General features: G+C 72.3%; 18 protein-coding genes, 1 tRNA gene and 2 pseudogenes. 7 read left to right on the top strand and 14 right to left on the bottom strand.

The window, feature by feature from the left end:
* Window positions 1–17: 17 nt before the first annotated feature.
* The 9 genes from E0H26_RS12855 to E0H26_RS12815 are packed head-to-tail and all read right to left on the bottom strand — an operon-like array spanning window position 18 to window position 10,514.
* Window positions 18–1,556 carry a hydantoinase B/oxoprolinase family protein gene (locus tag E0H26_RS12855; protein WP_131303835.1) on the bottom strand — a complete coding sequence of 513 codons (1,539 nt, stop codon included), beginning with the start codon at window positions 1,554–1,556 and terminating at the stop codon, window positions 18–20.
* A 10-nt stretch (window positions 1,557–1,566) separates the two neighbouring features.
* Window positions 1,567–2,460 carry a U32 family peptidase gene (locus tag E0H26_RS12850; RefSeq protein ID WP_131303834.1) on the bottom strand — a complete coding sequence of 298 codons (894 nt, stop codon included), beginning with the start codon at window positions 2,458–2,460 and terminating at the stop codon, window positions 1,567–1,569.
* The gene (locus E0H26_RS12845; protein WP_131303833.1) at window positions 2,457–4,547 is read right to left on the bottom strand and encodes a hydantoinase/oxoprolinase family protein; all 2,091 of its coding nucleotides are present in this window, start codon (window positions 4,545–4,547) and stop codon (window positions 2,457–2,459) included. The genes E0H26_RS12850 and E0H26_RS12845 overlap by 4 nt, the downstream gene beginning before the upstream one ends.
* A gap of 52 nt (window positions 4,548–4,599) precedes the next feature.
* The gene (locus E0H26_RS12840) at window positions 4,600–5,712 is read right to left on the bottom strand and encodes an MFS transporter (protein WP_131303832.1); all 1,113 of its coding nucleotides are present in this window, start codon (window positions 5,710–5,712) and stop codon (window positions 4,600–4,602) included.
* Window positions 5,709–6,626 (bottom strand): hypothetical protein, encoded by a 918-nt coding sequence (locus E0H26_RS12835; RefSeq protein WP_131303831.1) that lies wholly within the window; start codon window positions 6,624–6,626, stop codon window positions 5,709–5,711. Before E0H26_RS12835 ends, E0H26_RS12840 begins: the two co-directional genes overlap by 4 nt.
* Window positions 6,619–7,971 carry a winged helix-turn-helix domain-containing protein gene (locus E0H26_RS12830; RefSeq protein ID WP_131303830.1) on the bottom strand — a complete coding sequence of 451 codons (1,353 nt, stop codon included), beginning with the start codon at window positions 7,969–7,971 and terminating at the stop codon, window positions 6,619–6,621. The genes E0H26_RS12835 and E0H26_RS12830 overlap by 8 nt, the downstream gene beginning before the upstream one ends.
* Before the next feature lie 4 nt (window positions 7,972–7,975).
* Window positions 7,976–8,767, bottom strand: a complete 792-nt coding sequence (locus E0H26_RS12825) for an amino acid ABC transporter ATP-binding protein (RefSeq protein ID WP_165521836.1) — start codon at window positions 8,765–8,767, stop codon at window positions 7,976–7,978.
* Complete coding sequence (locus E0H26_RS12820; RefSeq protein ID WP_131303829.1) at window positions 8,746–9,669, bottom strand: amino acid ABC transporter permease; 924 nt, start codon at window positions 9,667–9,669, stop codon at window positions 8,746–8,748. The genes E0H26_RS12825 and E0H26_RS12820 overlap by 22 nt, the downstream gene beginning before the upstream one ends.
* A complete protein-coding gene (locus tag E0H26_RS12815) occupies window positions 9,669–10,514 on the bottom strand; it encodes an ABC transporter substrate-binding protein (protein WP_131303828.1) in 846 nt (281 codons plus the stop codon). Before E0H26_RS12815 ends, E0H26_RS12820 begins: the two co-directional genes overlap by 1 nt.
* 339 nt (window positions 10,515–10,853) lie before the next feature.
* On the opposite strand from E0H26_RS12815, the gene E0H26_RS12810 reads away from it, so the two are divergent.
* On the top strand, window positions 10,854–12,005 hold the full coding sequence (locus E0H26_RS12810) for a pyridoxal phosphate-dependent aminotransferase (RefSeq protein ID WP_420812840.1): 1,152 nt from the start codon (window positions 10,854–10,856) through the stop codon (window positions 12,003–12,005).
* Here E0H26_RS12810 and E0H26_RS12805 read toward each other — a convergent pair.
* A pseudogene (locus tag E0H26_RS12805) lies at window positions 11,972–12,257 on the bottom strand (IS3-like element ISAar45 family transposase); the annotation flags it as partial. The gene E0H26_RS12810 and the pseudogene E0H26_RS12805 sit on opposite strands and share 34 nt — an antisense overlap.
* Before the next feature lie 162 nt (window positions 12,258–12,419).
* A tRNA-Leu gene (locus E0H26_RS12800) sits at window positions 12,420–12,503 on the bottom strand.
* A 209-nt stretch (window positions 12,504–12,712) separates the two neighbouring features.
* Here E0H26_RS12800 and E0H26_RS12795 point away from each other — a divergent pair.
* Window positions 12,713–13,160: pseudogene (locus E0H26_RS12795) on the top strand (tetratricopeptide repeat protein); the annotation flags it as partial.
* Window positions 13,161–13,206: 46 nt separating this feature from the next.
* On the opposite strand, the gene E0H26_RS29305 reads toward E0H26_RS12795, so the two are convergent.
* The 3 genes from E0H26_RS29305 to E0H26_RS30295 all read right to left on the bottom strand — a co-directional run bounded on the left by E0H26_RS29305 (window position 13,207) and on the right by E0H26_RS30295 (window position 14,649).
* Window positions 13,207–13,440 carry a hypothetical protein gene (locus E0H26_RS29305; RefSeq protein WP_165521832.1) on the bottom strand — a complete coding sequence of 78 codons (234 nt, stop codon included), beginning with the start codon at window positions 13,438–13,440 and terminating at the stop codon, window positions 13,207–13,209.
* Window positions 13,441–14,190: 750 nt separating this feature from the next.
* A complete protein-coding gene (locus tag E0H26_RS29300; protein ID WP_165521831.1) occupies window positions 14,191–14,367 on the bottom strand; it encodes a hypothetical protein in 177 nt (58 codons plus the stop codon).
* 153 nt (window positions 14,368–14,520) lie between these two features.
* Window positions 14,521–14,649, bottom strand: coding sequence for a hypothetical protein (locus E0H26_RS30295; protein WP_276320393.1), 129 nt, complete (start codon window positions 14,647–14,649; stop codon window positions 14,521–14,523).
* Between the two features lie 133 nt (window positions 14,650–14,782).
* Between E0H26_RS30295 and E0H26_RS29295 the strand changes: the two genes are divergently transcribed.
* The 5 genes from E0H26_RS29295 (at window position 14,783) to E0H26_RS12770 (ending at window position 22,674) form a co-directional block, all read left to right on the top strand.
* On the top strand, window positions 14,783–15,373 hold the full coding sequence (locus tag E0H26_RS29295) for a fibronectin type III domain-containing protein (RefSeq protein ID WP_240742156.1): 591 nt from the start codon (window positions 14,783–14,785) through the stop codon (window positions 15,371–15,373).
* A 200-nt stretch (window positions 15,374–15,573) separates the two neighbouring features.
* Window positions 15,574–18,186, top strand: a complete 2,613-nt coding sequence (locus E0H26_RS12785) for a fibronectin type III domain-containing protein (RefSeq protein WP_131303996.1) — start codon at window positions 15,574–15,576, stop codon at window positions 18,184–18,186.
* A 25-nt stretch (window positions 18,187–18,211) separates the two neighbouring features.
* Complete coding sequence (locus E0H26_RS12780) at window positions 18,212–19,207, top strand: AAA family ATPase (protein ID WP_131303826.1); 996 nt, start codon at window positions 18,212–18,214, stop codon at window positions 19,205–19,207.
* Between the two features lie 15 nt (window positions 19,208–19,222).
* Window positions 19,223–20,395, top strand: a complete 1,173-nt coding sequence (locus E0H26_RS12775) for a DUF58 domain-containing protein (RefSeq protein ID WP_131303825.1) — start codon at window positions 19,223–19,225, stop codon at window positions 20,393–20,395.
* The gene (locus E0H26_RS12770) at window positions 20,371–22,674 is read left to right on the top strand and encodes a transglutaminase TgpA family protein (RefSeq protein WP_420812832.1); all 2,304 of its coding nucleotides are present in this window, start codon (window positions 20,371–20,373) and stop codon (window positions 22,672–22,674) included. The genes E0H26_RS12775 and E0H26_RS12770 overlap by 25 nt, the downstream gene beginning before the upstream one ends.
* The last annotated feature ends 45 nt before the right edge of the window (window positions 22,675–22,719 follow it).

Below are 22,719 nucleotides of genomic sequence, written 5' to 3'. Positions count from 1 at the left end.
CTTCCTGAATGAATGGATCAAGCCGGGCCGAAGCCGCCCCCGGCGGGCGTACGCAGCAGAATCCGCGAGCCGGGTGGCAACGCGGTGCGGCCCTTGGGCTCCGCGACGTCGACCCCGTCGACCTGGAGCAGGCCGACCTGCCCGTCCTGGCCGCCGGCCAGGCCGGGCGCGGCGTGCTCGATGCGTTCGGTGAGGAAGATGATGTCGAGCGGGTCGGGATGCACGGACCGGATGGTGATCTCCTGTCCGTCGCCGCCGCGCCACCGTCCCGCCCCGCCGGAGCCCCGGACGATCCGCTTGCTCTCCACCAGGACCGGAACCTGGCTCTCCACCACCTCGACCGGGGTGTTCGACACGTTGCTCGGGGTGCTCAACGTCGGATGGCCGTCCTGCCCGGCCGAGGCACCCTGCCCGCCGTTGAAGCAGAGCAGGGAGGCGAAGCTGCCGTCGGCGGCGGTGCCCCGGATGCCGACCACCCAGAACGGGGTGCCCGCCGCGGCGGCGACCCGGTCCGGCAGAGGTTCCAGCAACGCCCGGGACAGCACCGCCGGAATGGCGTGGGCCGGGAAGTTGGCGCTCACCGCGGCCCGCTTGTCGGGGTTGAGCAGTGACCCCTTCGGCACCCGGATGGTGATGGGCCGCTGGGCGCCCTCGTTGTTCGGCACGTCCGGGGCCAGCAGGCAGGCCAGCCCGTACCGGGTGTAGCCGTACGTCGGTGCGGCCGAGTTGATGCCGAACCGGCTCTGCGGGGAGGTGCCTTCGTAGTCGACCACCAGCGAGTCGCCGGCAACCTCTACCGTCACGACGATCTTCTTGGGTTCCTCGAAGCCGTCCAGATCCACCTCGGCGGCGTACCGGCCGTCGGGGATCCGCCGGATCGACTCCCGGACCGCCCGCTCCGTGACACCGCAGATGTGTTCGGCCGCCGTACCCAGATCCAGCTCCGGATCGCTGTCGAGCATCGCCCGTACCCGTCGTTCCCCGAGCGCGTTCGCGGCGATCAGGGCGTCGACGTCGCCGAGCACCTGGCCCGGCACCCGTACGTTGCGGGCCAGGATCTGGCGGACCAGCTGGTTCGGCGTACCCGCGTCGACGAGTTTGACCGGCGGCAGGCAGAAACCCTCCTCGTACACGTCCTGCGCGAACGCGCCCTCCGAGGCGCCGCCGATGTCCGACAGGTGGCAGATGCTGGCGACGTACGCCACGATCCGGCCGTCCCGGAACACCGGCGTGGCGGCGGTGAGGTCGGGTAGGTGGGTGTTGCCGTACCAGGGATCGTTCGTGGCGATCACGTCGCCGGGGCGCAGGTTCTCCGCCCCGAAGTGCTCGACCATCGCCCGTACCGTGCCGGAGACGCAGCCGGTGAAGACCGGCACCGAGCGGCCGTACTCCACCAGCAGCTCGCCGTCGGCGGTCAGTACCGCGCAGGCCAGGTCGTTGGATTCGCGGACCACCGAACTGAAGGCGGTACGCAGCAGCACGGCGGCCATCTCGTCGGCCACCGAGATCAGCCGCTGCCACCAGATCTGAAGTGTCGCGGCATCCCAGGTCGTCATCGCGGGGCTCCTAGAACTCGGGTTGGTCGGATGGGGTCGCCGAGGGTTCGAGTCGCGTCACCAACTGCTGGTCGAGCAGCAGCTGGTGGGTGATCGCGGCGAGTTGCCGTGGTGACGGCGGTTCGTCGGAGAAGTCCTGGGCGGCGTTCCCGGTCTTCAGGTAGACCGGGGCGGCGACCCGCACCATCTGCGGCACGTCGTAGCCCCGGACGAAACCGCCGGTGCCGGGTGGGTTGTCCGTGTGCAGGTCCAGTGCCACGTCGGTGGCGGCCCGAACCGCGGCCAGCATGCGGACGTCGAGATCACGTTGCAGGTTGACCGAGTCGGCGCCGAGCTGGGCGAGCAGCCTCGCGTGGGCGGGATTGCCGGCGCCCATGTTGGACGAGGCCTTCAGCCGCAGTTCGGCCGGCAGCACCCCATCGGCCCGGAGCCGGTCCAGCACGGTCAACAGTCCCTCGTCGAAGACGAGGAAGCCGCGTACGCCGAGGTCGACGGCGTGTGCCACGTCCTCGACGGCCTGGGCGAGCTGGTCGGTGCCGCGCAGCCGGTAGGCGCTGGCGGCGGCGACCGGGCCGGCGGCGAGTTTCTGTCCGCCGATGTCGAACAGGCCCCGCGGGCCGACCGCCATCCGCAGCTGCACGCCCAGTTCCCGGCAGGTCTGCACCAGGTCGACCACCTCGGCGTCGAGGTAGCGCATCGTGCCGACCGTGTTGGTCGCCTGGTGCAGCCGTACCCCGTGCGGGGCGAGCAGTTCGGTCAGCCGGCGCACCGAGGCCGCGTCGAGCGCCCCGGCGACCTCCCACTTGTACCAGCCACCGTCGGCGAATCGGCCGGTGCTGGTGGCCGGCTGCGCCGGGTCACCGGGTGGCAGCCCGATCCGGTCCAGCCAGTCGAGGGATCTCATGCCGCCACCTCGCTGCGCCGAATGTCCTGGTTGGCCGAGGGCAGGTTCACCATGATGTGCAGGTTGCCGTCCCGGTCCACCTCGGCCAGGTCCCCCGGGCCCACCACCGCGGTGCTCTCCGGCAGTTGGAAGATCGCCGGGCCGACGACCCGGGTGCCCGGCGGCTGGGCCAGCATCCGCAGCACCGGCGCCTCGGTCAGGCCGGTCTCCGGGAACCACACCTGCCGGGTACGCGGCGCGTCCGCCGCCGCGCGGGTGTCGGGCGCGGTCCGGACCAGTTCCGGCTGGGTGAAGCGGCCGTAGGCGCGGACTCGCCAGGTCACCACCTCCGCCCGCTGGTAGTCCGGACGGACGCCGTAGACCCGCTGGTATTCGGCGGCGAACCGGGTCAGGTACTGCTCCGGCCCGTCGGTGTCGGCCACCGGCACCTCGATCTCGAACCCCTGGCCGACGAAGCGCATGTCGACGAAGCGTTCGACCCGGTCGACCGGCTCGGCGAGTTCGGCCGCGGCCTGGCCGACCAGCCCGGCGTACACCTCGGCGACGGCGGCGTCCGACCACTGCGCGAGTTCGGTCAGCCGGGTCCGTGAGGTCTCCACCATCGGCGGCGCGACGAGCAGACCGGTCGCCGACAGCACCCCGGCGGCGGTCGGGATCACGACCCGGCGTAGGCCGAGGATCCGGGCCACCCGGGCGGCGTGCACCGGCGCGGCGCCGCCGAAGGCGAGCATCGTGAAGGTCCTCGGGTCGTGTCCGCGTTCGGTGGCGTGCACCCGCATCGCCAGCGCCATGTGCTCGTCGACCACCCGGACGATGCCCGCCGCTGCGGCGACCGGGTCGTCGTCGAAGGCCGGCCCGAGGTGGGCGAGCATGGCCCGCCGGGCGGCATCGACGTCGAGGCTCATCCGGCCACCGAGGAAGTAGTCCGGGTCGAGGTAGCCGAGGACCAGGTCGGCGTCGGTGACGGTCGGCTGTTCGCCACCGAGGCCGTACCCGGCGGGGCCGGGGCGGGATCCGGCGCTGTGCGGCCCGACCTTGAGCAGCCCGAGTGGATCCAGGGCGGCGATCGAACCACCGCCGGCACCGATCTCCAGCATGTCGACCACCGGCATGGCCACCGGCAGTCCGCTGCCGGGCTTGAGCCGGTGCACCCGACCCACCTCGAAGCCGTGGTGCACGGCCGGGGTGCCGTTCTCCACCACGCACACCTTGGCGGTGGTGCCGCCCATGTCGAAGGCGATCAGCCGGTCCAGGCCGAGCCGTTGCCCGACGTACGCGGCGCCGATCGCGCCGGCCGCCGGCCCCGACTCCAGCAGCCGCAGCGGATACTGCCGGGCCGTCGCCGTGGAGACGACACCACCGTTGGACTGCATCAACACCAGCGGTTGGGCGATGCCCACCTGACCGATGGCGCGTTCCACATCGGCGAAGTGCTCGCCGGCCACCGGCCGCACGTACGCGTTGGCGAGCGTGGTGACGGTGCGCTCGTACTCGCGGATCACCGGCACCAGGTGGCTGGAGAGGGTGACCGGCACGCCGGGCAGTCGCTCGGCGAGGACGGCGCCGACCGCCTCCTCGTGCGCGGAGTTCGCGTACGAGTGCAGCAGGCAGACGGCCACCGACTCGACGCCGCTCTCGGCGATCCGGTCCGCGATCCGGCCGATCTCGTCGAGAGCGAGGGGCGTGTGGACGGCGCCGTCGGCGCGCAGCCGTTCGGTCACCTCGAACCGTTGCCGCACAGGCACCAGCGGATCGGGCAGTTGCAGCTGCTGGTCGTACAGGTCGTAGCGCCATTCCCGGCCGATCTCGACGGTGTCGCCGAAGCCTCGGGTGGTGATCAGGGCGGTGTCGGCACCCCGGCGTTCGATGAGCGCGTTGGTGACCAGGGTGGTCGCACCGACGACCGGGTGGTCCACGTCCGCGGGTCCGAGGTCGCCGGTGCCGAGCAGTTCACGGATGCCCTGGGCGATGGCGCGGCTGAAGTCGTCGTAGGTGGTCAGGCACTTGCCCAGCCAGGCGCGGCCGGATCGCTCGTCCAGCAGGACCAGGTCGGTGAAGGTGCCGCCGATGTCGAAACTCACTCGCATGGTTGGTGTCCTTGGACTCGATGACGGGCGGGGTACGAAACGGCGGGTACGGTCACGGCGGCACCACAAGCGGGTAGGCCGCCACGGGCAGGACGAGTCCGAGCTGACCGGCGTACTGCACGCGGGCGATCAGCCGGACCTGGGCACGGTGTCCGGTGGCGACCGCCAGGGCGGTGTCGTAGCCGATCCCGGCGGCGGCACCGAGCAGGATCCCGCCGGTGAGCGCCACCGGCACCGTGTCGGCGCGCAGGCCCGCGACGAACATGACGGTGCCGAGCAGCGCGACCGCGAGGGCGACCCCACGCACCACGGCGGCCGGTGCCCGGGTCACGCCCAGCCGGGCCGCGCCGGCGGCGAGCAGGACCAGTCCGGCGCTGGCCCCGGCCACGAGTTCCGACCCGCCGGAGCGCTCCGCGATCAGCCCGGGCAGGGTCGAGCTGAACAGCCCGAGGACGCCGTTGGCCGTGAACGCCAGTGCGGCGCCGCCGATGATCAGGGTGTTCCCGCCGCCGGTCGCCCTCGGCGGCGGGGCCGGCGCCTCGGGGCGAACCGGTTCGACAGGGCGGTCGCCGCCGGGGTCCTCGGCGGCCGGCCGGTGCACGTCGGGTTGCCGGCGTCCGGCAGCGGCGGCCGCGGCGAGCAGGCCGAGCGCGCCGATGCCGAAGACCGCTTCCCGGGGCAGGCCGGATGCCGCCAGTGCGCCGGCGATGAGCGCACCGCCGCCGACGCCGCCGAAGATGGCGCCGGTGGCCAGGACGGTGCCGTGCCGGTGCTGGGCCAGCACGGTGGTGGTCAGCGGGGTCAGTGCCCCCATCGCGGCGCCGGTGATGATCCGGCCGAGCAGCAACGGGCCGACTCCCGCCGGCTCCGGTGCGAGGATCAGCGGTACCGCGCCGGCCGCGTCGATCAGCAGCAGGGCGGGTATCAGGCGGCCGGGCCCGAGCCGGGTGACCCGCGCGGCCAGGGCCGGGCGGGTCAGCAGCGCCATCGCCGCGGCTGCGGCTGTACCGTGCGCGACGAAGAGCAGGGTGGTGGTCCACGGCGAACCGGTGGCGCCGGCGATCCGGTGGTAGAACGGGCTGGGAAAGCTGGAGAAGCCGGCGGCGGCGGTCTGCGCCACGACTATCGGGCCGAGCCGGCCCGGCCGGCCGAGTCGGTACGTCATGACAGCCGCCCCGGCGACGCCGCGTCCGGCTGGGGGTCCGCACCGCGCGGCGTGAGCCGGCCCGGGTCGGCGGTACGCAACAACAGCGATGCCAGTGCGGCGTCCGCGACGGCGCTGCCCGCCACGTCCAGCAGCAGCCGACCGGCCGGCGGTTCGACGCCGCAGAACATTCGCGCCACGCTGGGGACCCGTCCGGCAACCACCCGGTCGTCGAGCAGTTCCGCCGCGCCACCGTGCCGCCAGATGTGCGCGCCGTCGAGACATACCACGACACCGTCGGGGGCGATCAGGTCGAGATCGGCCACCGCCGCCGTGGCACCGGTGGCCGACACGGCGAGGTCGACGCCGGCCAGCGCCGCCGGGTCGGTGCCGACACTGACCGTCGGCCCGCGCCGGGTCGACTGCCGGCGTACGAGCTGGGCGGTGCGCTCCGTACGGACCACTATCCGGACTTCCTCGACCGTGTCGAGGGTCGCGAGCACGGTGTCCAGGACGCTCCGGTTGGTCGGCCCGAAGCCGAGCAGGCCGATCCGACGCAGCACCGTGTCCGGCCGGGCCGCCCGAGCCACCGCCACCGCGGTGGCCGCGGTGCGTGCCTCGGTGGCCCGCATCCCGTGGATCCGCGCCAACGGGTCGCCCCGGTCGGCGGCGCTGACCAGGATCGTGGCGGTGGACCGGCTCGCGGCGCCGTCGGCCGTGGGCCGGTAGGACGCCCATTTGGCCACGGCGAGACCGAGCCGGGGCACGACACCGGCCAGGGTGAGGAAGAAGCCGCCACCGACCATCGGCAGTAGTTGCTTCGGTGCCTGCTCGGCCTCGCCCCGGCCCAGGTCGGCCAGGCAGCGGGTCACCTCGGCGACGAGGGCCGCCCGGTCGACCCACCGATCGACGTGGGCGTCGTCGTACTCACGCATCGTGCGCCCCTGGTCGGCCGGCCTGCGCGGCGAACGCGAGCGACACCACCCCGGCGACGGTGCGCAGGAACGCGGTCCGGGCCGGCGTGAAGGCCCGGTCGGTACGCGAGACGAAGGCCAGGTCGCCCCAGATCAGACCATGTACGTGCAGCGGGAACAGCACGCAGGCGTGCAGGTCCTCGTCGTAGGACATGCGGGCAGTGAACGGGAAACGCTTGGCCAGGCCACTCATGTCCCGCAGCTGGACGACCTTGCCGCTGCTGTAGACCTCGGCGCCGAGGAAGCCGTCGCTGATCGGGTGGCCGGTGGAGATGGACTGCTGCCACCGGGCCGACATGCCGGCGGAGGCGACCAGGCGGGACGCTCCGGCGGTCCGGCGGAGGGGATCAGTCTGGTCGAGGTCGAATCGGAATACGGTGGCCGCGTCGCTGAACCCCCGATCGACCGCCCACTGCACCACGGTTTCCGCGACGGCTGTCTCGTCCGCCGCCGCCGTCACACCGTCGACGAGTGCCTTGAGCGCGTCGGCCTGGGCGTTGAGCAACGCCATGGACTCCCGCAGCCGGTCGGAGCCCCGGTCGTCACCGAGTTCGGCCACCGGCGGCAGGAACTGGTAGCCGACGCCGCGTACCGAACCGATCCACTGTGGCCGGACGGCGGTGTCGCCGAGCTTGCGGCGCAGTCGCCCGATGTGGATGCGCAGGGTGTTGCTGCCATCGCCCTGTCGCCAGCCCCAGACCTGCTGGAGAATCTCGTGTTGCGGCACCACCTGCTGCGACCTGCCCATCAGGTAGGCGAGCAGGTCGAACTCGTTGTGGCCGAGCGGGATCGGTGTCTCGGCGAGGACGCAGCGCCGCGCGGCGAGGTCGAGACGCAGTTCGCCGGCGTGCAACCAGCGCACCTGCCCGCCGGAGTCACCGAGCGAGCTGCGGCACAGCGCCAGCAGTCGGGCGAGCACCTCCCGAGCCCCGGCGTGGCTCTCCAGAACGAGATTGGCACCCGCGTCGAGCAGGGTCAGCACCTGTTCGGGTTGCACGTCGGTGGCGAGCACCGCGATCGGGAACCGACCGGCCGGCCGCAGTGTGCGCACCGCCTGGTGCACCCAGCCGAAGGAGCGCCCGCCAACCAGAACCAGCCGGGTGTCGCGTACGGTCGCCGCCTGCACCGCGCCGGTGGCGTCCTGGCGTACCAGGGTGGGCCAGTTGGTCCGGCCCACCCGCACCTGGAGCCGGGCGGCGGTCGAGCCCGGCTCGCCACAGAGCAGGGCGGGACTCATCAGCGCGGCGTCGCGGGGGCGCAGCAGCCGGCCGATCGCCTGGTCAATGGGGGGTGACGTGGGCGCCATCGGGTCAGAGCACCTTCGACAGGAAGGCGCGGGTGCGCTCGTGCCGTGGCGCGACGAGCAGATCCTGGGGCGGTCCCTGTTCGACGATCAGGCCCTCGGACATGAAGGCCACCTGGGAGGCCACCTCGCGGGCGAATCCCATCTCGTGGGTCACCACGATCATCGTCATGCCGTCGGCGGCGAGACCTCGCATGACGTCGAGGACCTCGCCGACCAGCTCCGGGTCGAGCGCGGACGTCGGCTCGTCGAAGAGCATCAGTCGGGGCCGCATCGCCAGGCCGCGGGCGATGGCGACCCGCTGCTGCTGGCCGCCGGAGAGGCTGCGGGGGTAGGCGTCGACCTTCGGGGCGAGGCCGACCCGGGCGAGCAGATCGTGGGCGGTCGCCTCGGCGGCGGACCGGGAGTAGCCCAGCACCCGCATCGGCGCGGTCACCACGTTCTCCAGCACGGTCAGGTGCGGGAAGAGGTTGAAATGCTGGAACACCATGCCGATACCGGCCCGCTGGGCACGGATGCGACTTTCCGGCAGCTCGTGCAGCCGGCCGTCGCGTTCGACGTAGCCGACCAGTTCACCGCCGACCAGCACCCGGCCCGCGTCCGGCCGTTCCAGGTGGTTGATGCAGCGCAGCAGGGTGGACTTGCCGCTGCCGGAGGCACCGACGAGGCAGAGGACCTGGCCGGTGTCGACATCGAGGTCGACGCCGCGCAGCACCTCGTGGCTGCCGAACCGTTTACGGATGCCGCGCAGCTGAACGAGCGGCTGCTCCGTCGGTGTCAGTGGTTGCCGGACCACCATCGGGCCCACCTGCCCTTCCGTGGATTGGCGTCGCCACCGGCGCCGGTCCGGAAGCCGACGCCGAGCCGGCGCTCCAGCCAGTGCTCCAGCAGCGTCAGCAGGGTGACGACGACGAGGTACCAGATGCAGACGACGAGCAGGACCGGGATGGTCTCGTAGGTGCGGGCGTAGATGAGCTGGCCCGAGTAGAGCAACTCGGGCAGCGCGATCACGCTGACCACCGACGAGTACTTGAGCAGCCCGATCGCCTCGTTGGAGGCCGGCGGGACGGTGACACGCAGGGCCTGGGGCAGCACGATCCGCCGGAAGGTGTCGACCCGGCTGAGACCGAGGGCGTTCGCCGCCTCGGTCTGTCCCCGGTCCACGGAGACGATGCCGGAGCGGATGATCTCGCCGAGATAGGCGGCCTCGTTGAGGGCCAGGCCCAGGATGGCCGCGGTCCAGGGCGTGATGATGGTGTTCGTCTGGGCCGAGAACAGGGTCGGGCCGAACGGAATCCCGATGCTGACCGACGGTACGAGAATCGCCAGGTTGTACCAGAGGATCAGCTGCACGAGCACGGGCGTACCGCGGAACAACCAGATGTAGACGCCGGCCGCGCCACGGGGCAGCCGACCACGTGACAGACGCATCACGGCGAGCAGCAGACCCAGCGCCGAGGCCAACACCATGCTGACCACGGTGAGCTGGAGCGTGGTGAGCAGACCGTCGAGGATGCGTGGGTCGAACAGGTAGGTCGCCACCACGTCCCACTGGTAGTTGGGATTGGTGAGGAACGAGTTGGCCACCGCCGCGACGATCAGGACCGACACCACCGTGCCGACCCACCGCCACGGGCGCCGGCGCGGGACGACGACGTCGCTGTCCTCGTCCCGCGTCGTGTTGGCCGGTAGTACGGTCATCAGAACGTGGCCCCGTTGATGATCGGCGCTTCCAGCCCCCGGTCCGCGACGCCCCACTCGCGCAGGATCTCGGCGTACGTACCGTCATCGATGATCTCGCTGAACGCGGCCTCGACCTTCTTCGTCAGCTCGCTGTTCTTCGGGAAGGCCGCCGCGAAGTACCCCTCGTTGAGGTAGCCGCCGGAGACCTTCATCGTGTCCTTGTTCTGCGAGTTGATGTACGCGTTCGCCGCGGAGTCGTTCGGGGTCACGTCGATCCGGCCGGAGCGCAGGGCCAGGACGGTGGCGTCGAGGTCGGCGAACTCGTTGACGTCGACAGCCGGCTTGCCGGCCTTGACGCACTCGGTCGAGGCGTCGGCCAGCAGAGTGGATTCGAGCGCGCCCCCGGGGATGCCCACCCGTACGCCGCACAGGTCGTTCATCGAGGCCACGTCACGGAACGTGTTCAGCGTGAGGAAGTTGTTCTTCGCCGCCAGGTAATCGACGAAGTCGACGGTCTTCTGCCGTTCCAGTGTGTCGAACATCCCGGTCAGAGCCAGGTCGAAACGTCCGGCGGCGAGCCCGGGGACGATAGTGTCGAATCCCGCGCTCTGAAAGGTTATGGGGCTACCGAGCTTCTCCGACAACGCCGCCGCCAGATCGACGTTGATACCCTTCCAGGTCTTCCCGTCAGTATCGAGGAAATTGTATGGCAGCAGCGATGGATCCGCTGCGGCGACGAGGGTGACGGCAGCCGCGCCATCCGCGCCACCGTCCGTCGTATCGGCTGAACACGCGGCGATGGACAGGGCAAACAGAGAAGCGGCAAATCCGGCGACGAGGGATCGGGAGCGAGGTTTGCGCATGGGAACTCCGTTTTCGACAAGAAGGCTGGGCCGTACTTTCTGTCCGATTTCGAAATCGCGGCACTGATCGTGACCTGGTTGCCGCCATCCGTGGGCGACGGCGACATGTTGAATGAAAAACGGAGCTTGTTACCGACGCATTTCACAACTGGTCGACGGCGGTTTCCACCACGCCAGGACGACATCCTCACGACAGGAAACCGCGCCTAGCATTGGCTGCGGAGTCGGCGGCGGTCCCGCTGACGACATGTCGCCGACGCACGGGAAAGAGGTGACCGAGTGAGCTCGGGCGTAGCGGAGAGTAACCGGCCGGCGCTGGACACGGCCGTCCGGCGGATCATGGCGGGAGCGGTCGCCGACGGGGAGATCGACCTGAGCATCGGCGAGCCCGACCAGGCGCTGCCCGACATCCTGGTCGAGACCGCGGTCCGCAGCCTGCGTACCGGTCGGACCGGCTACACACCCAAACTCGGCCTACCAGAACTGCGCGAACTGGTCGCCGACGACGTGGCGACGAGTACCGGCCACCGGCCGGCGACCGACGACGTGGTGATCACCGTTGGTGGCACCGGCGCGGTCGCGGTCGCCCTGGCCGCGGCCAGTTCCCCCGCAACCGGGATAGTCGTTCCCGACCCGGCCTGGCCCAACTACCGGATCCTCGCGACGCGACTGGGCATCCCGGTGCACAGTTACCCGCAGGGCGGCAGCGGAGCCGGCTTCGCCGACCTGGCCCGCATCGAGGACGGTCTGCGCGCCGGTGCCCGGCTGGTCGTCGTCAACTCGCCGGCCAACCCCACCGGCGCCGTCGCCTCCGGCGACGCGCTGCGATCGCTTGTGGACCTGGTCCGCCGCCACGACGCGTACCTGCTGTCCGACGAGGCATACGAGTCGATCGTGTACGCGGGTGGCCGAGCCCCATCGCCGCTGAGCCATGGACCCGACGTCACCTTCTGCGCCCGCACCTTCTCCAAGACCTACTCGATGACGGGGCTGCGGGTCGGCGCTCTGATCTCCCCACCCCGGTTCCGTGGTGACGTGGCGGCGCTGCACGGCACGGTCGCGGGCTGCGCGCCGATCACGGCACAAGTCACCGCCATGGAAGCACTACGCTCGCTGTCCGGCCGGGGCAGCGAACTCGCCGCCATCTACCGTGAACGGCACCGCAGCGCCGTCGACGTGCTCGGCCCCTGGGCCCCGTCGGCCACCACCGACGAACTCGGCGGCTTCTACCTGTGGCTGGACGTGCGGTCGACCGGTCACACCAGCGACGAGGTATGTGACGCGCTGCGAGCACGCGGAGTCGTCGTCTCCTCCGGCCGCGTATATTCCGGTATGGACGTATTCGTACGGCTGGCCCTCACCGCTCCGGACGCCCGACTCGGTCAGGCGCTGCGGACCATCCGCGCGGAACTGGACCGGCTCGCGGCCGGGCCTCCGCCGCTGGACGACCCGCTCTACAGCCAGCCGAAGATCGCGGGCACCGCACCGTAGCGCCAGATCAACCGGCCAGGCGGCCCGCCACGGCGTGAGACGTTGTTCTGCAGGAGGCCGAAGAAGGACTCCCTAGCGGCGTTGTCGCCGGCGGCGCCGACGCGGCCCATCGATCCGGCCATGTGGTGGCGGTTGAGGGCTCCTTGATCGCGCAGAGGTGGAGCTTGCCTCGGCGGTGTGGTGCTCGGTGATGTCGGACAGCCACAGCCGGTTCGGGCCGCCGGCGGTGAAGTCCCGCTGAACCAGGTCGTCGCGTTCCGTCTCGGTCTTGCACCAAGGGACGTCTCGCAACCCCTACCAGGACAAGAGCAACGTCTAACCGCGAGCTACGACTCGCCCTCACCTACAACCCGGCCAAAACAAAATCAGCGTCGAGGCTAAGCCTGACGCTGATTACTGTGGGGTAACTGTACGTGTCCGAGGGGGGACTTGAACCCCCACGCCCTATACGGGCACTAGCACCTCAAGCTAGCGCGTCTGCCATTCCGCCACCCGGACCTACTCTGTCCAGCCTACCCTGCCGGCCTCGATGGTCCACCATCCGAAGGCCGCCCGGCGGGCCGCACGGGGAGTTACTGTACACGCCGCAGATGGATCATGCACATCGGCATCCGCCGCCGGCGCCGGCCGACCTGAAAGGCGGTTTCTGGACGCTTGTGTGACGCGTACGCGGGTCGGGTGGCGGCACGGCGGCGGCACCCGGCAGCATGGGCCACGTGCCCCATGCCTCTCCCCTGGCCGTCTTCCAGCAGCGTGCCCTTGCGCTTCGTGGGGCGGGCAACCTCGCTGCCGCCCGCGACCTGCTGAGCGACGCGATCGAGTCTGCCCGGCCGCCGTTCGGCAAGGATCACCCGGACGTACTCAGCACCGCGCACTTGCTGGCCAGGCTGCACCGGGAGGCGGACGATCCGAGCGCCGCCCGTCGGGTGTTGGAGGAGGCGTTCGCGGCCGGGGAGCGCACGTGGCCGCAGTCCGACCCGTTGATGCTGGCGTTGTCCTACGAGTTGGGCTCCGTCGCCGACGAACTGGGCAACCGCCATGAGGCCCGCCGCAACTACACCCGCGTCGCGGCCGCCGGCCCCGCCGTGCTCGGCGTCGATCATCCGGCGGTACGCACCGCACGGGAGTATCTCGGCGATGCCGCGCCCGCCCCTCAGCCGCCGGTGCCCTCTGCCGGTCAGCCGCTCACCGGCCAGTCGCCTCATGACGCACTCGCGGAGCCGACGGTGTCACTGGCGGTGTTGTCGACCGCCTGGAAACCGCACGACGCGTCGACCGCTGCGACGCCATTCCACTCGGCGGCACCGGCTGCGCCGGGCACCCCGATTGTTCCCCCTGCACCCATGGTGCCGGCTTCCGCGTCGACCGTCGCGCCCATGCCGCCGTCCACCGCTCCGGCTGCCGCACCGATGCCGCCCGCCCCCGAGCCGACCATCCCGCCGGTGCCACCGCACGTGACGCCACCCCCGCCGACCGCCCTACCCGTGCCACCACACGGCACGCCAACCCCGCCGACCGCCCCACCAGCGCCACCACACGCCACGCCATCCCTGCCAGCGCCACCACACGCCACGCCGTCCCTGCCGGTGCCACCAGCCCTCACGCCGGCTACTCCTCCGTATGCAGCGCCCCCGCCGGTGATACCGCCTCCCGCACCGGCCATGCCAGCGGCGCCACCGGTCTCGGGCCCACCAGCGGCATTCCCGGTGGCTCCGCCGGTCACCAGCCGGCCGCCCGCTACGGGTCGCCCCGCCCCAGGAGTGCCGCCCGTTCCGGTGGTACCACCCCCCAGGGCTGCCTTCCACGACCAGCCCGCCCCGTCCGGCGGACCGGCCCTGCCGCTGCCGACGCCCCCCACGGACCCGGCTGGCGCCATGGCCCGTACCACCCACCCGGCGCCAATCGGCCTGCCGCCCACTTCACCCGCCGCACCACCCCAGGCACCGTCACCGCAGGCATCACCAGACCAGACACTGTCACCGCAGGCACCGACGTCCGCGGCTGCCTCGCAGGGGATGCCGGACACCGAGGTAACCGGCATGTCGGCGGGACCTCGTCCCGCCGACGCAGGGCAGGCCGTCAGTCGAACTGCGGCACCGGAGCATCCGCAGTGGGCGACGCCGACGATCCCGGTCCAGCAGATCGGGCCGCTGTTGGCCGACGAGGCCGCCCGCCTCGGCCCTCCTCAGAGAGCTACGGCGCCGGCCACCGACACCCCGCCGCCCACCAGCGCACCACCAATGAGCGCACCACCGGCCAGCGCACCACCGGCCAGCGCGCCGCCCATCAGCGGACCACCGGCCAGCGCGCCGCCCATCAGCGGACCACCCATCAGCGCATTGCCGAGCAGCGGACCGCCCACCAGCGCTCCAGCAGCTGATCTGTACCTGCCGCAGCTACCGACGCACCAGGTGCCGGGATTAGGCGGCACGGGATACCCCTCGCTGACGACTCCGGCAGCGCACGAGTTGACCGCACCGCTGCCTCAGCCGGGACCGACCAGCGGGCCGCCGGGTCAGGTGCCGTATCCGTTCGGTCCGCCCGGCACGCCGCCCGGCCAGGAAGCCACGAACACGCCAACCACGAACACGCCAACCACGAACACGCCAATCACGAACACGCCGATCACGAACGCGTCAATCACGAACCCGCCGGCCGGCACAGCGCCGTACGGTGTGGCGCCGCATCACGGCCCGGGCGGCAGCCCACCGGTCGGCTACGGTCCGACGGCTGGCGGGCAGCAGCACGGCGGGTTCGGTGGCGGGTATCCGCAGGGGGTGGCTCCGCAGGTTCCGCCCGCGCCGCCGGGTTACCCGGCGGCGGGGTGGGGACAGCAGCCGGCCGGGCAGCCTTCGGCGGTGGTGCCGGGGCGGCCGGCGGTCGCCCCGCCGTACCAGGGTGCTCTGGTGATGCCGGCGGTGGAGCCGGCACCGGGGCGTAGCCGGGCGGCGGTGGTGGTGGCGGTGGTCGCGGTGGTGGTGGCGCTCGCGGCGGTGGTCGGGGTCGGGCTGTTGCTGCTGGACCGGCGAGCCGCGGCGCCGCCGCCGACGGTGCCCGAGTCGTCGGCGCCGGTGCAGGGCGGGGCGCCGCCGGAGGAGCTGAAGCTGCGCGACGACACGACCACGATCACGTTGACCTGGGCCGATCCGTCGGACGGGCTGGTGCCGTTCATGGTGGCCGGTGGGCGTGCCGGCCAGCCGCTGGGTGTAATGGCCACGGTGGGTCCGGGACAGACCAGTTACACGGTGAACGGGCTGAACTCCCGGGTGGACTACTGCTTCACCGTGCTCGCCGTCTACGGCACCGATCAGTTCGCCACCTCCGGGCAGGTGTGCACGTCGCGGGAGGGTGGCAACCCGCCGAACTGACCGGGAACGGGGCAAGTGTCGCGGCCCGACAGTGGTGAGGGGACACGCCGACGACACGCCACGCTGGGTGTCCACAGCCCGACGGTGCGGGTTCCCGGGGTCCGCAGCGTGACCATATGATGGCTCCCGGCTCAGGGGAGGGGTCGCCGTGAGGGGCGCCACCTGCCAGGACGACACGGGAGGCGCCGGCTGTGGCGAGCATGGACGAGGTCGTTCCGACCCGCACGACCCGGTCCCGGTCCCGGCTGCGGGGTGGTCTGGTCACCGTGGGCACCGTGCTGGCGCTGCTGGCGGCGATGGGTCTGACCGTGCTCGGTCTCGGCTCGGCGGACAACGCGGTGGCCAGCTACGACGCGAGTTCCTGGCTGTGGAGCGCGGCGCGCAGTGAGCTGGCCCGGGTCAACGGGGTGACCGCCCGGGTGGACACCCGGGTGGAGGTGCCGGCGGCGCGGCGGCATCCGATGCAGGTGGTGCAGACCGACCGGGTGCTGGTCCTGCGTGATCTGCACACGGGTCAGATCAGCGCGCTGGACCTGGCCACGCTTCAGATCACCGCGACCACGCCGACCGCGCCTGGTCTTGGGGTGAGTGTGGCGTTGCACGAGGACGCGGCGTTCGTGGTGGATGCGGTGCAGGGCGTGGTGCGGCAGTTGGACCCGCGGTCGTTGGCGCCGGTGGGTGAACCGGTGCGGTACCCGCCGGGGATCACCGGTGGCACGTTCGACGGCCAGGGTCGGCTGTGGATCGCGGTGCCGGCCGAGGGCACGGTGTCGGCGATCACCGCGGCCGAGTTGCCGTCGTCGCCGGCTGCGGGTGCGGCGGTGGCTCCGAGGCAGGTGGAGACCCATGACGTGGCCGAGCCGAGCCACGAGTTGGTGGTTTCCACGCTGGACGACGGGGTGGCGGTGCTGGACCGCACGGCGGGGACGCTGGTGACGGTGGTGCGGGGCACGACGCGGCGTACGGGGTTGGGTGAGCAGTTGACCGGGCCGGGCATGTTGCCGGTACGCACCAGCGGGCCGGTGGTGCCGGTGACGGTGGCCGGGCAGCGGCAGGTGCACGCGATCACCGACGGTGGCGAGGTGCGGTCGTTCACGGTGCCGGGTGAGGGTGACCGGCTGGGTGCCGCGGTGGCGTGGGCGGGTCGTTTCTACTGTGCCGATGACGCGGCGGGCGTGGTGTACGCGTTCGACGCGGCGGGCCAGCTGGTGGAGACCATCCGGGGCCGCTGGGGCGGGCCGTTGGAGCTGGAGGTACGGGAGAACCACCTGTTCATCAACGCGCCGGACGCGGCGACCGCCCGGGTGGTCAACGACCGGCACGAGGTGCGGGAGGTCGACAAGTACGCCAACGACGTGCTCGGCGGTGACCCGCCGGTGGAGCCTCCGCCGCCGCCTCCGCCGCCGAAGAAGCCGCAGGTGAACAAGCCGGGTGCGCCGCGCAGCGTGACCGCGGCGGCTGGTGACGCGCAGGCGCGGGTGAGTTGGCGGCCGGCGGCGGCCAACGGCGCGGAGATCATGCGGTATGTGGTGGAGGGTGCCGGGCAGCGCCTGGAGGTGGGTGCGAACCAGCGGTCGGTGGAGGTCAAGGAGCTGACCAACGGGGAGACGTACACGTTCTCGGTGCACGCGGTGAACGCCAAGGGGGCGGGTCCGTCCCGCAGGAGCAATCCGGTGACCCCGACGGCGGAGGTGCCGGACGCGCCGACCAGCGTCTCCGCGCAGGCCCGGCCGGACGGCACGGTGGTGGTGAGCTGGCCGGAGGCGAATGGGCAGGGCAACACGATCGCCCGGTACGCGGTGACGGCCACCTCGGCGGGGACGAACGCCCCGGCCGGTGAGTCGGAGGGCACCGAGCTGGTGATCGCCGCCGGTGAGTTGGAGTACGGCACGCAGTACGCGTTCACGGTGGTGGCGGTCAACGACAAGGGTGCGGCGTCGGAGGCGTCTCCGGTCAGCGACACGGTGGTGCCGTTCACGGTGCCGGGTGAGCCGGTGGAGTTGCGGGCGAGTACGGTGGCCGATCAGCCGGGGACGGTGTCGGTGCAGTGGGCGCCGGCGCAGGCCAACGGCCGGCCGGTTTCCGGGTACGTGGTGGATGTCGCGGGCAAGAGCAGCGAGGTCACCGACACCCGGACGACGGTGGGTGGTCTGGGTGACGGGCAGAACGTGACGGTGCGGGTCCGGGCGGTCAACGAGGCCGGTGAGGGTCCGGAGGCGACGACGACGGCGCGTACGGTGGCGGCGCCTCGGGTGACGGTGACCGGGTCGTCGGCGACCGCGACGTCCGCGACGGTGGTGTTCACCGTGGACGCCGGTGGTGGGCAGGCGACGTGCACGTTGACCCGGTCGGGTCAGCCGGCCACGAGCGGTCCGTGTTCGCGCATCACGATGAATGGGTTGACGCCGGGCACCGGTTACACGTTCACGGTGACGGCGTCCAACGCCGCCGGTTCGGGTACGGCGACGCGGGCGCAGGCGACCGACGCCCTGATCGGCGTCGCCACCTGCGTCAACGGCAGCGACCCGGACCAGCGCACCTACTGCGACCGGGATGTCGACGGCCGTAACGGCAACGAGATCTTCTCGGTGCCTCGGCAGGACAACGACCGGCAGGTCGGCTGGGCCAGGCCGGGCACCCGGTTGACCGCGCTGTGCAAGATCCGCGGCGAGGAGGTGTACGCCTTCGTCTACAACGACCACAAGAAGAGCACCTGGTGGGTGCGGGTCGAGTACAGCGGGCGCAACTACATCCCGTGGGCCTGGTTGAACCTGGAGGGCGGCGACAACATCAACGTTCTGCCCACCTGCTGATCCATCCCAGCCGAGGAGCACCACCGTGAACAGCCAGGAACCCCTCAACCACCAGGAGGTGCAGGGCTTCGCCGCCCTCGCCGCCCGGCTGGCCGAGAACGTCAACGCGGTGGTGCTCGGTAAGCCGGAGGTGGTCCGGCTGGCGTTGACCGCGCTGTTCGCCCAGGGGCACGTGCTGTTGGAGGACGTCCCGGGGGTGGGTAAGACGACCTTGGCGCGGGCGATCGCGGCCACGGTGAAGGGACAGTGGCGGCGGATCCAGTTCACGCCGGACCTGCTGCCGTCGGACGTGTCCGGGGTGACCATCTTCAACCAGGCCACCCGGGGGTTCGAGTTCCATCCGGGTCCGGTGTTCGCCAACATCGTCATCGCCGACGAGATCAACCGGGCGTCGCCGAAGACGCAGTCGGCGTTGCTGGAGGTGATGGAGGAGCGCACGGTCACCGTGGACGGCGTACGCCATCCGGTGCCGCAGCCGTTCCTGGTGGTGGCGACGCAGAACCCGGTGGAGATGGACGGCACCTACCGGCTGCCGGAGGCGCAGCTGGACCGGTTCCTGGTCAAGTTGTCGGTCGGGTACCCGGACGAGTCGGTGGAGGTGGAGGTGCTGCGCGGGGCCACGGTCCGCTCCCCCGAGGCGCTGGCCGCGATCACCGACACCGCCACGGTCGGGGAAATGGTCCGGATGGCCCGCCGGGTGCACATCGCCGAGCCGCTGTACGCGTACGCGGTGCGGCTGGCGGCGGCCACCCGTACCCACCCGCAGGTCCGCGTCGGGGTCAGCCCCCGTGGGGTGATCGCGTTGACCCGGGCGGCGTGCGCGTACGCGCTGATCGACGGCCGGGGTTGGATCATGCCGGAGGATCTGAAAGCTCTCACCGAGCCGGTGTTCGCCCATCGGCTGCTGCTCACCCCCGATGCTCAGGTGCGGGGCGTGACCGCCGGGGACGTCCTGCGCCAGGCCGTCGCGTCGGTGCCGGTGCCGCTGCCGTCGGGGCAGCCGGCTCCGGCGCACCCCTGAGCGGCGAGGACCGGCGTGGGGATCACCGCCCGGGGCATCGGTCTGCTCGTCGCCGCGGTGCTGCTGCTCGGCGCCGGTTTCCGGTTCGGGTATCCGGAGTTGTCGTTGCTCGGGGCGGCTGCCGGCGTCGCGCTGGCGGTGGCGGTGGTCACCGCGGCCTGGCGGCCCACCTTGCAGGTGCACCGCCAGGCCGATCCGGACCGGGTGGCCCGGGGTGAGCCGGCGGCGATGACGTTGACCGTCCGCAACGCCGGTCGACTGCGGTCGGCGAATCTGCTGGCCGCCGACCGGTGCGGCGACCAGGTGGTGCCGGTGCCGGTGCTGCGGCTGCGTCCGGGCGCGGACACCTCGGTCCGCTACGACGTGCCGACCAGCCGCCGTGGGGTGGTGCCGGTGGGTCCGCTGCGGGTCACCCGCCGTGATCCTCTCGGCCTGGTCGTGCTGGCCCGGGCGTACGGCGGCAGCGTGCCGGTGTGGGTGCATCCGCGGATCCATCCGTTGAGCGCGGTGCCCACCGGCGCCGGTCGGAGTCTCGACGGGCGGGTCGACGCGGTACCGCACGGCTCGATCACCTTCGACTCGCTGCGGGAGTACGTCGTCGGCGACGAGTTGCGTCGGGTGCACTGGCGCACCAGTGCCCGGGTCGGTGAGCTGATGGTGCGGGAGAACGTGGACACCAGCCTGCCGCGAATCGTGGTGTTGCTCGACAATCGGGCCGCCGCGCATCCGGTTCGGGTACACGGGGTGGCCGAGTCGTTCGAGGCGGCGTGTGAGGCGGCGGCATCGGTGGTCACCGCGGCGGTGCGGGAGGATCTGCCGGTGGTGCTGCTGTTCGTCGCCGCAGCCGATCCCGTCGACACCGCCGGCGAAGTGGCCGACGCCGGTGGGCCGACCGGGCCGCTGGACCGGTTGGCGGCGGTGTCGCTGACCGACGACGGCACGCTCGATGCGGCGGCGGCACGGCTGCGCCGGGACCGGCTCGGCGACACCCTGGTCGTGCTGACCGGGCCGGGTGGCCGCGACGACCTGGGGCACGTCGGCGCGCTGCGCGGCGCGTACCCGTCGGTGGTGGTCGGGGTGTTCGGGGCGGCGGATCCGACGCCGCCGGGCGCGGGCGGGCTGGTCGTGGTGGACGCCGCCGACGGTGCGGCGTTCGCCGCCGAGTGGGACGGGGTACGCCGGTGGTGAGGCTGCTGCGGGCGGCCGTGGTGCCGGCGGCGCTGGTCGGCATGGTCGTCCTGGCCGGGGTGACGCTGGACCGGGTGTACGCGGGATCGGTGCTGACTGTCCTGGTGGGCGGTGCGGCGCTCGGGTCGGTGCTGGTGAGTGTGGCGTCGCGGCGGTTGCCGTCGTGGTTGGTCGCGCCGGTGTCGGTGCTGGCGATGGTGGCCTGGACGGCGTGGTGCCTGCGGCTGACGGCGAACCGGGCCGGTCTGCCGGGCGGGTTTGTCGAGGTGGCCGGCGATGCCGCCGCGAACGGTATCCCCCGGCTGCTGACCGCGATGATCCCGGTGGAGCCGACCCCGGACACCGTGCTGGTGCCGCTGGTGGGCGCCTGGCTGGCCGGGTTGGCCGGGGCGGAGGTGGCGTTGCGGGCCGGGCGGGTGCTGCTGGGTTACCTGCCGCCGGTGCTGCTCTTCGCCGGTGCGGTGTACGTGGTCGGGCCGAATGCCGAGCCGGCGACCGGTCCGACCGTGGCGCTGGTGGTGGTGGCGGGGCTCGGGCTGGCGGCCTCGGCGCGGCCCGGCGGCGGTGACCCGGTCGACGGGTTGGCGCCGGCGGTGCGTTCGGGGGTGCGGGCCCGCCTGGCGGTGGCCTCGGCCGTCGGCACGGCGGTGGTGGTCGGCGCGGCGACGCTGCTCGGCCCGGCGGTGGCCGCACTGGTGGACGCCCGTCCGGTGGACCCGCGCCGCTATGTGGAGCCGCCGCAGGTGGAGACGTTGGACGAGAACCCGCTGATCCGGATTTCCGGTTGGGCGTTGAACCCCGACCAGGAGTTGTTCCAGGTGGCCACTGCGCGGGGCACGGCGGCCGAGTCCGCTGCCGGGACGCGGATCCGGCTGGCGGTGCTCAGCGACTACGACGGGGTCACCTGGCGGGTCGGCGCCACGTACCGCAACGCCGGCCGGATCCTGCCGGCCGGGGAGCCGGCACCCCACAGCACGGTGGAGACGGTCCGGCAGGAGTTCACCGTCGGCGATCTCAGTGGACGGTTGCTGCCGGCGGTGGCCACCCCGCGTGAGGTCACCGGTGCCCGGGTGGCGTACGACCCGGGCACCGGCACCCTGATCCGTCCCGACGGGCTCAGCCCGGGGCTGCGTTACACGGTGGTCTCGGCTCGGGAACGTCCGGACGTGAACCTGCTGGCGACCGCGAACACCCCGGCCGGTGACGAGGTGGCCCGGGTGCTGCACGTGCCGGACGGGGCACCCGAGCAGCTGCGTCGGCTCGCCGCCCAGCTGGCCGAGGAGAACGGTGCCCCCTACGCTCGGGCGGCGGCGATCGAGCAGTGGCTGGCCGAGCACTACCGGCTGGTCGCCGACGCGCCCAGTGGCCACGCGTACCCGAATCTGGGGTTCTTCCTGTTCGGGCCGCGTAACGGTGGCGGGCAGCGGGGTACCTCGGAGCAGTTCGCGGCGTCGTTCGCGGTACTGGGCCGGCTGGCCGGGCTACCGACACGGGTGGTGGTCGGGTTCGCCGCCCCGGGTGACGGGCCGGTGCGGGCGGCCGACGCGTACGCCTGGCCGGAGGTGCTCTTCGACGGGTTGGGCTGGGTGCCGTTCGACCCGCTGCCCCGGCCCGAGGACGAACCACGGCCGGTGGAGGAGGACTTCCGGCCGCAGCCGGAGAACCCGCCGCCGTCGGAGCAGCCGGAGCCGACCCTGGAGCCGACCGCTTCCCCGCCGCCGCAGGCCACGCCCGATCGTGGCGCCGATCGTGGCGGTGTGCCGACGCCGGTGCTGGCCGCCGGCACGACCGGCGGGTTCCTGCTGCTGGTCGTGGCGGCGCTGGTCGCCCTGGCCGGGATGCGCCGCGCGCAGACCCGCAACCGGCTGCGTCGGGGCACCGCCGAGCACCGGGTCGCCGGCGCCTGGCGGGAGCTGACCGACGCGCTGCGGCTGGCCGGGCAGCCGGTCGCCGCCGACCTGTCCGCCACCGAGGTCGCCGACGTGGCCCGCCGCGCTCTGACCGCCGCGTCGCCGCCGGCATCGGGCGGACACCCGACCGGGCAGCAACCGGCCGAACCCGACACTGACGGGTCGGGGGTGGCCGCGTACCGCGCGGTGGACGAGTTGGCTCGGCTGGTCAACCAGGTCGGGTTCGCTCCGGGCGGCGTCACCGACGGGCAGGCCGCTGCCGCCGCCGACGCGGCCACCGGCTACATCGGCGCGTTGCGTGCCACCCGGTCGCGGTGGCGGCGGCTGCTCTGGTCGGTGCATCCGGGCCCGCTGCGCTGGCGACGCTGAGACACGCGATCATCGAGAACGCCGCCTACGGCGACGCGGCCGGTG

The organism is Micromonospora zingiberis (assembly GCF_004331455.1).
GTDB lineage: Bacteria > Actinomycetota > Actinomycetes > Mycobacteriales > Micromonosporaceae > Micromonospora > Micromonospora zingiberis.
The sequence above is the reverse complement of the archived record's forward strand: the minus strand, read 5'-3'. Positions and strand labels throughout refer to the sequence as shown.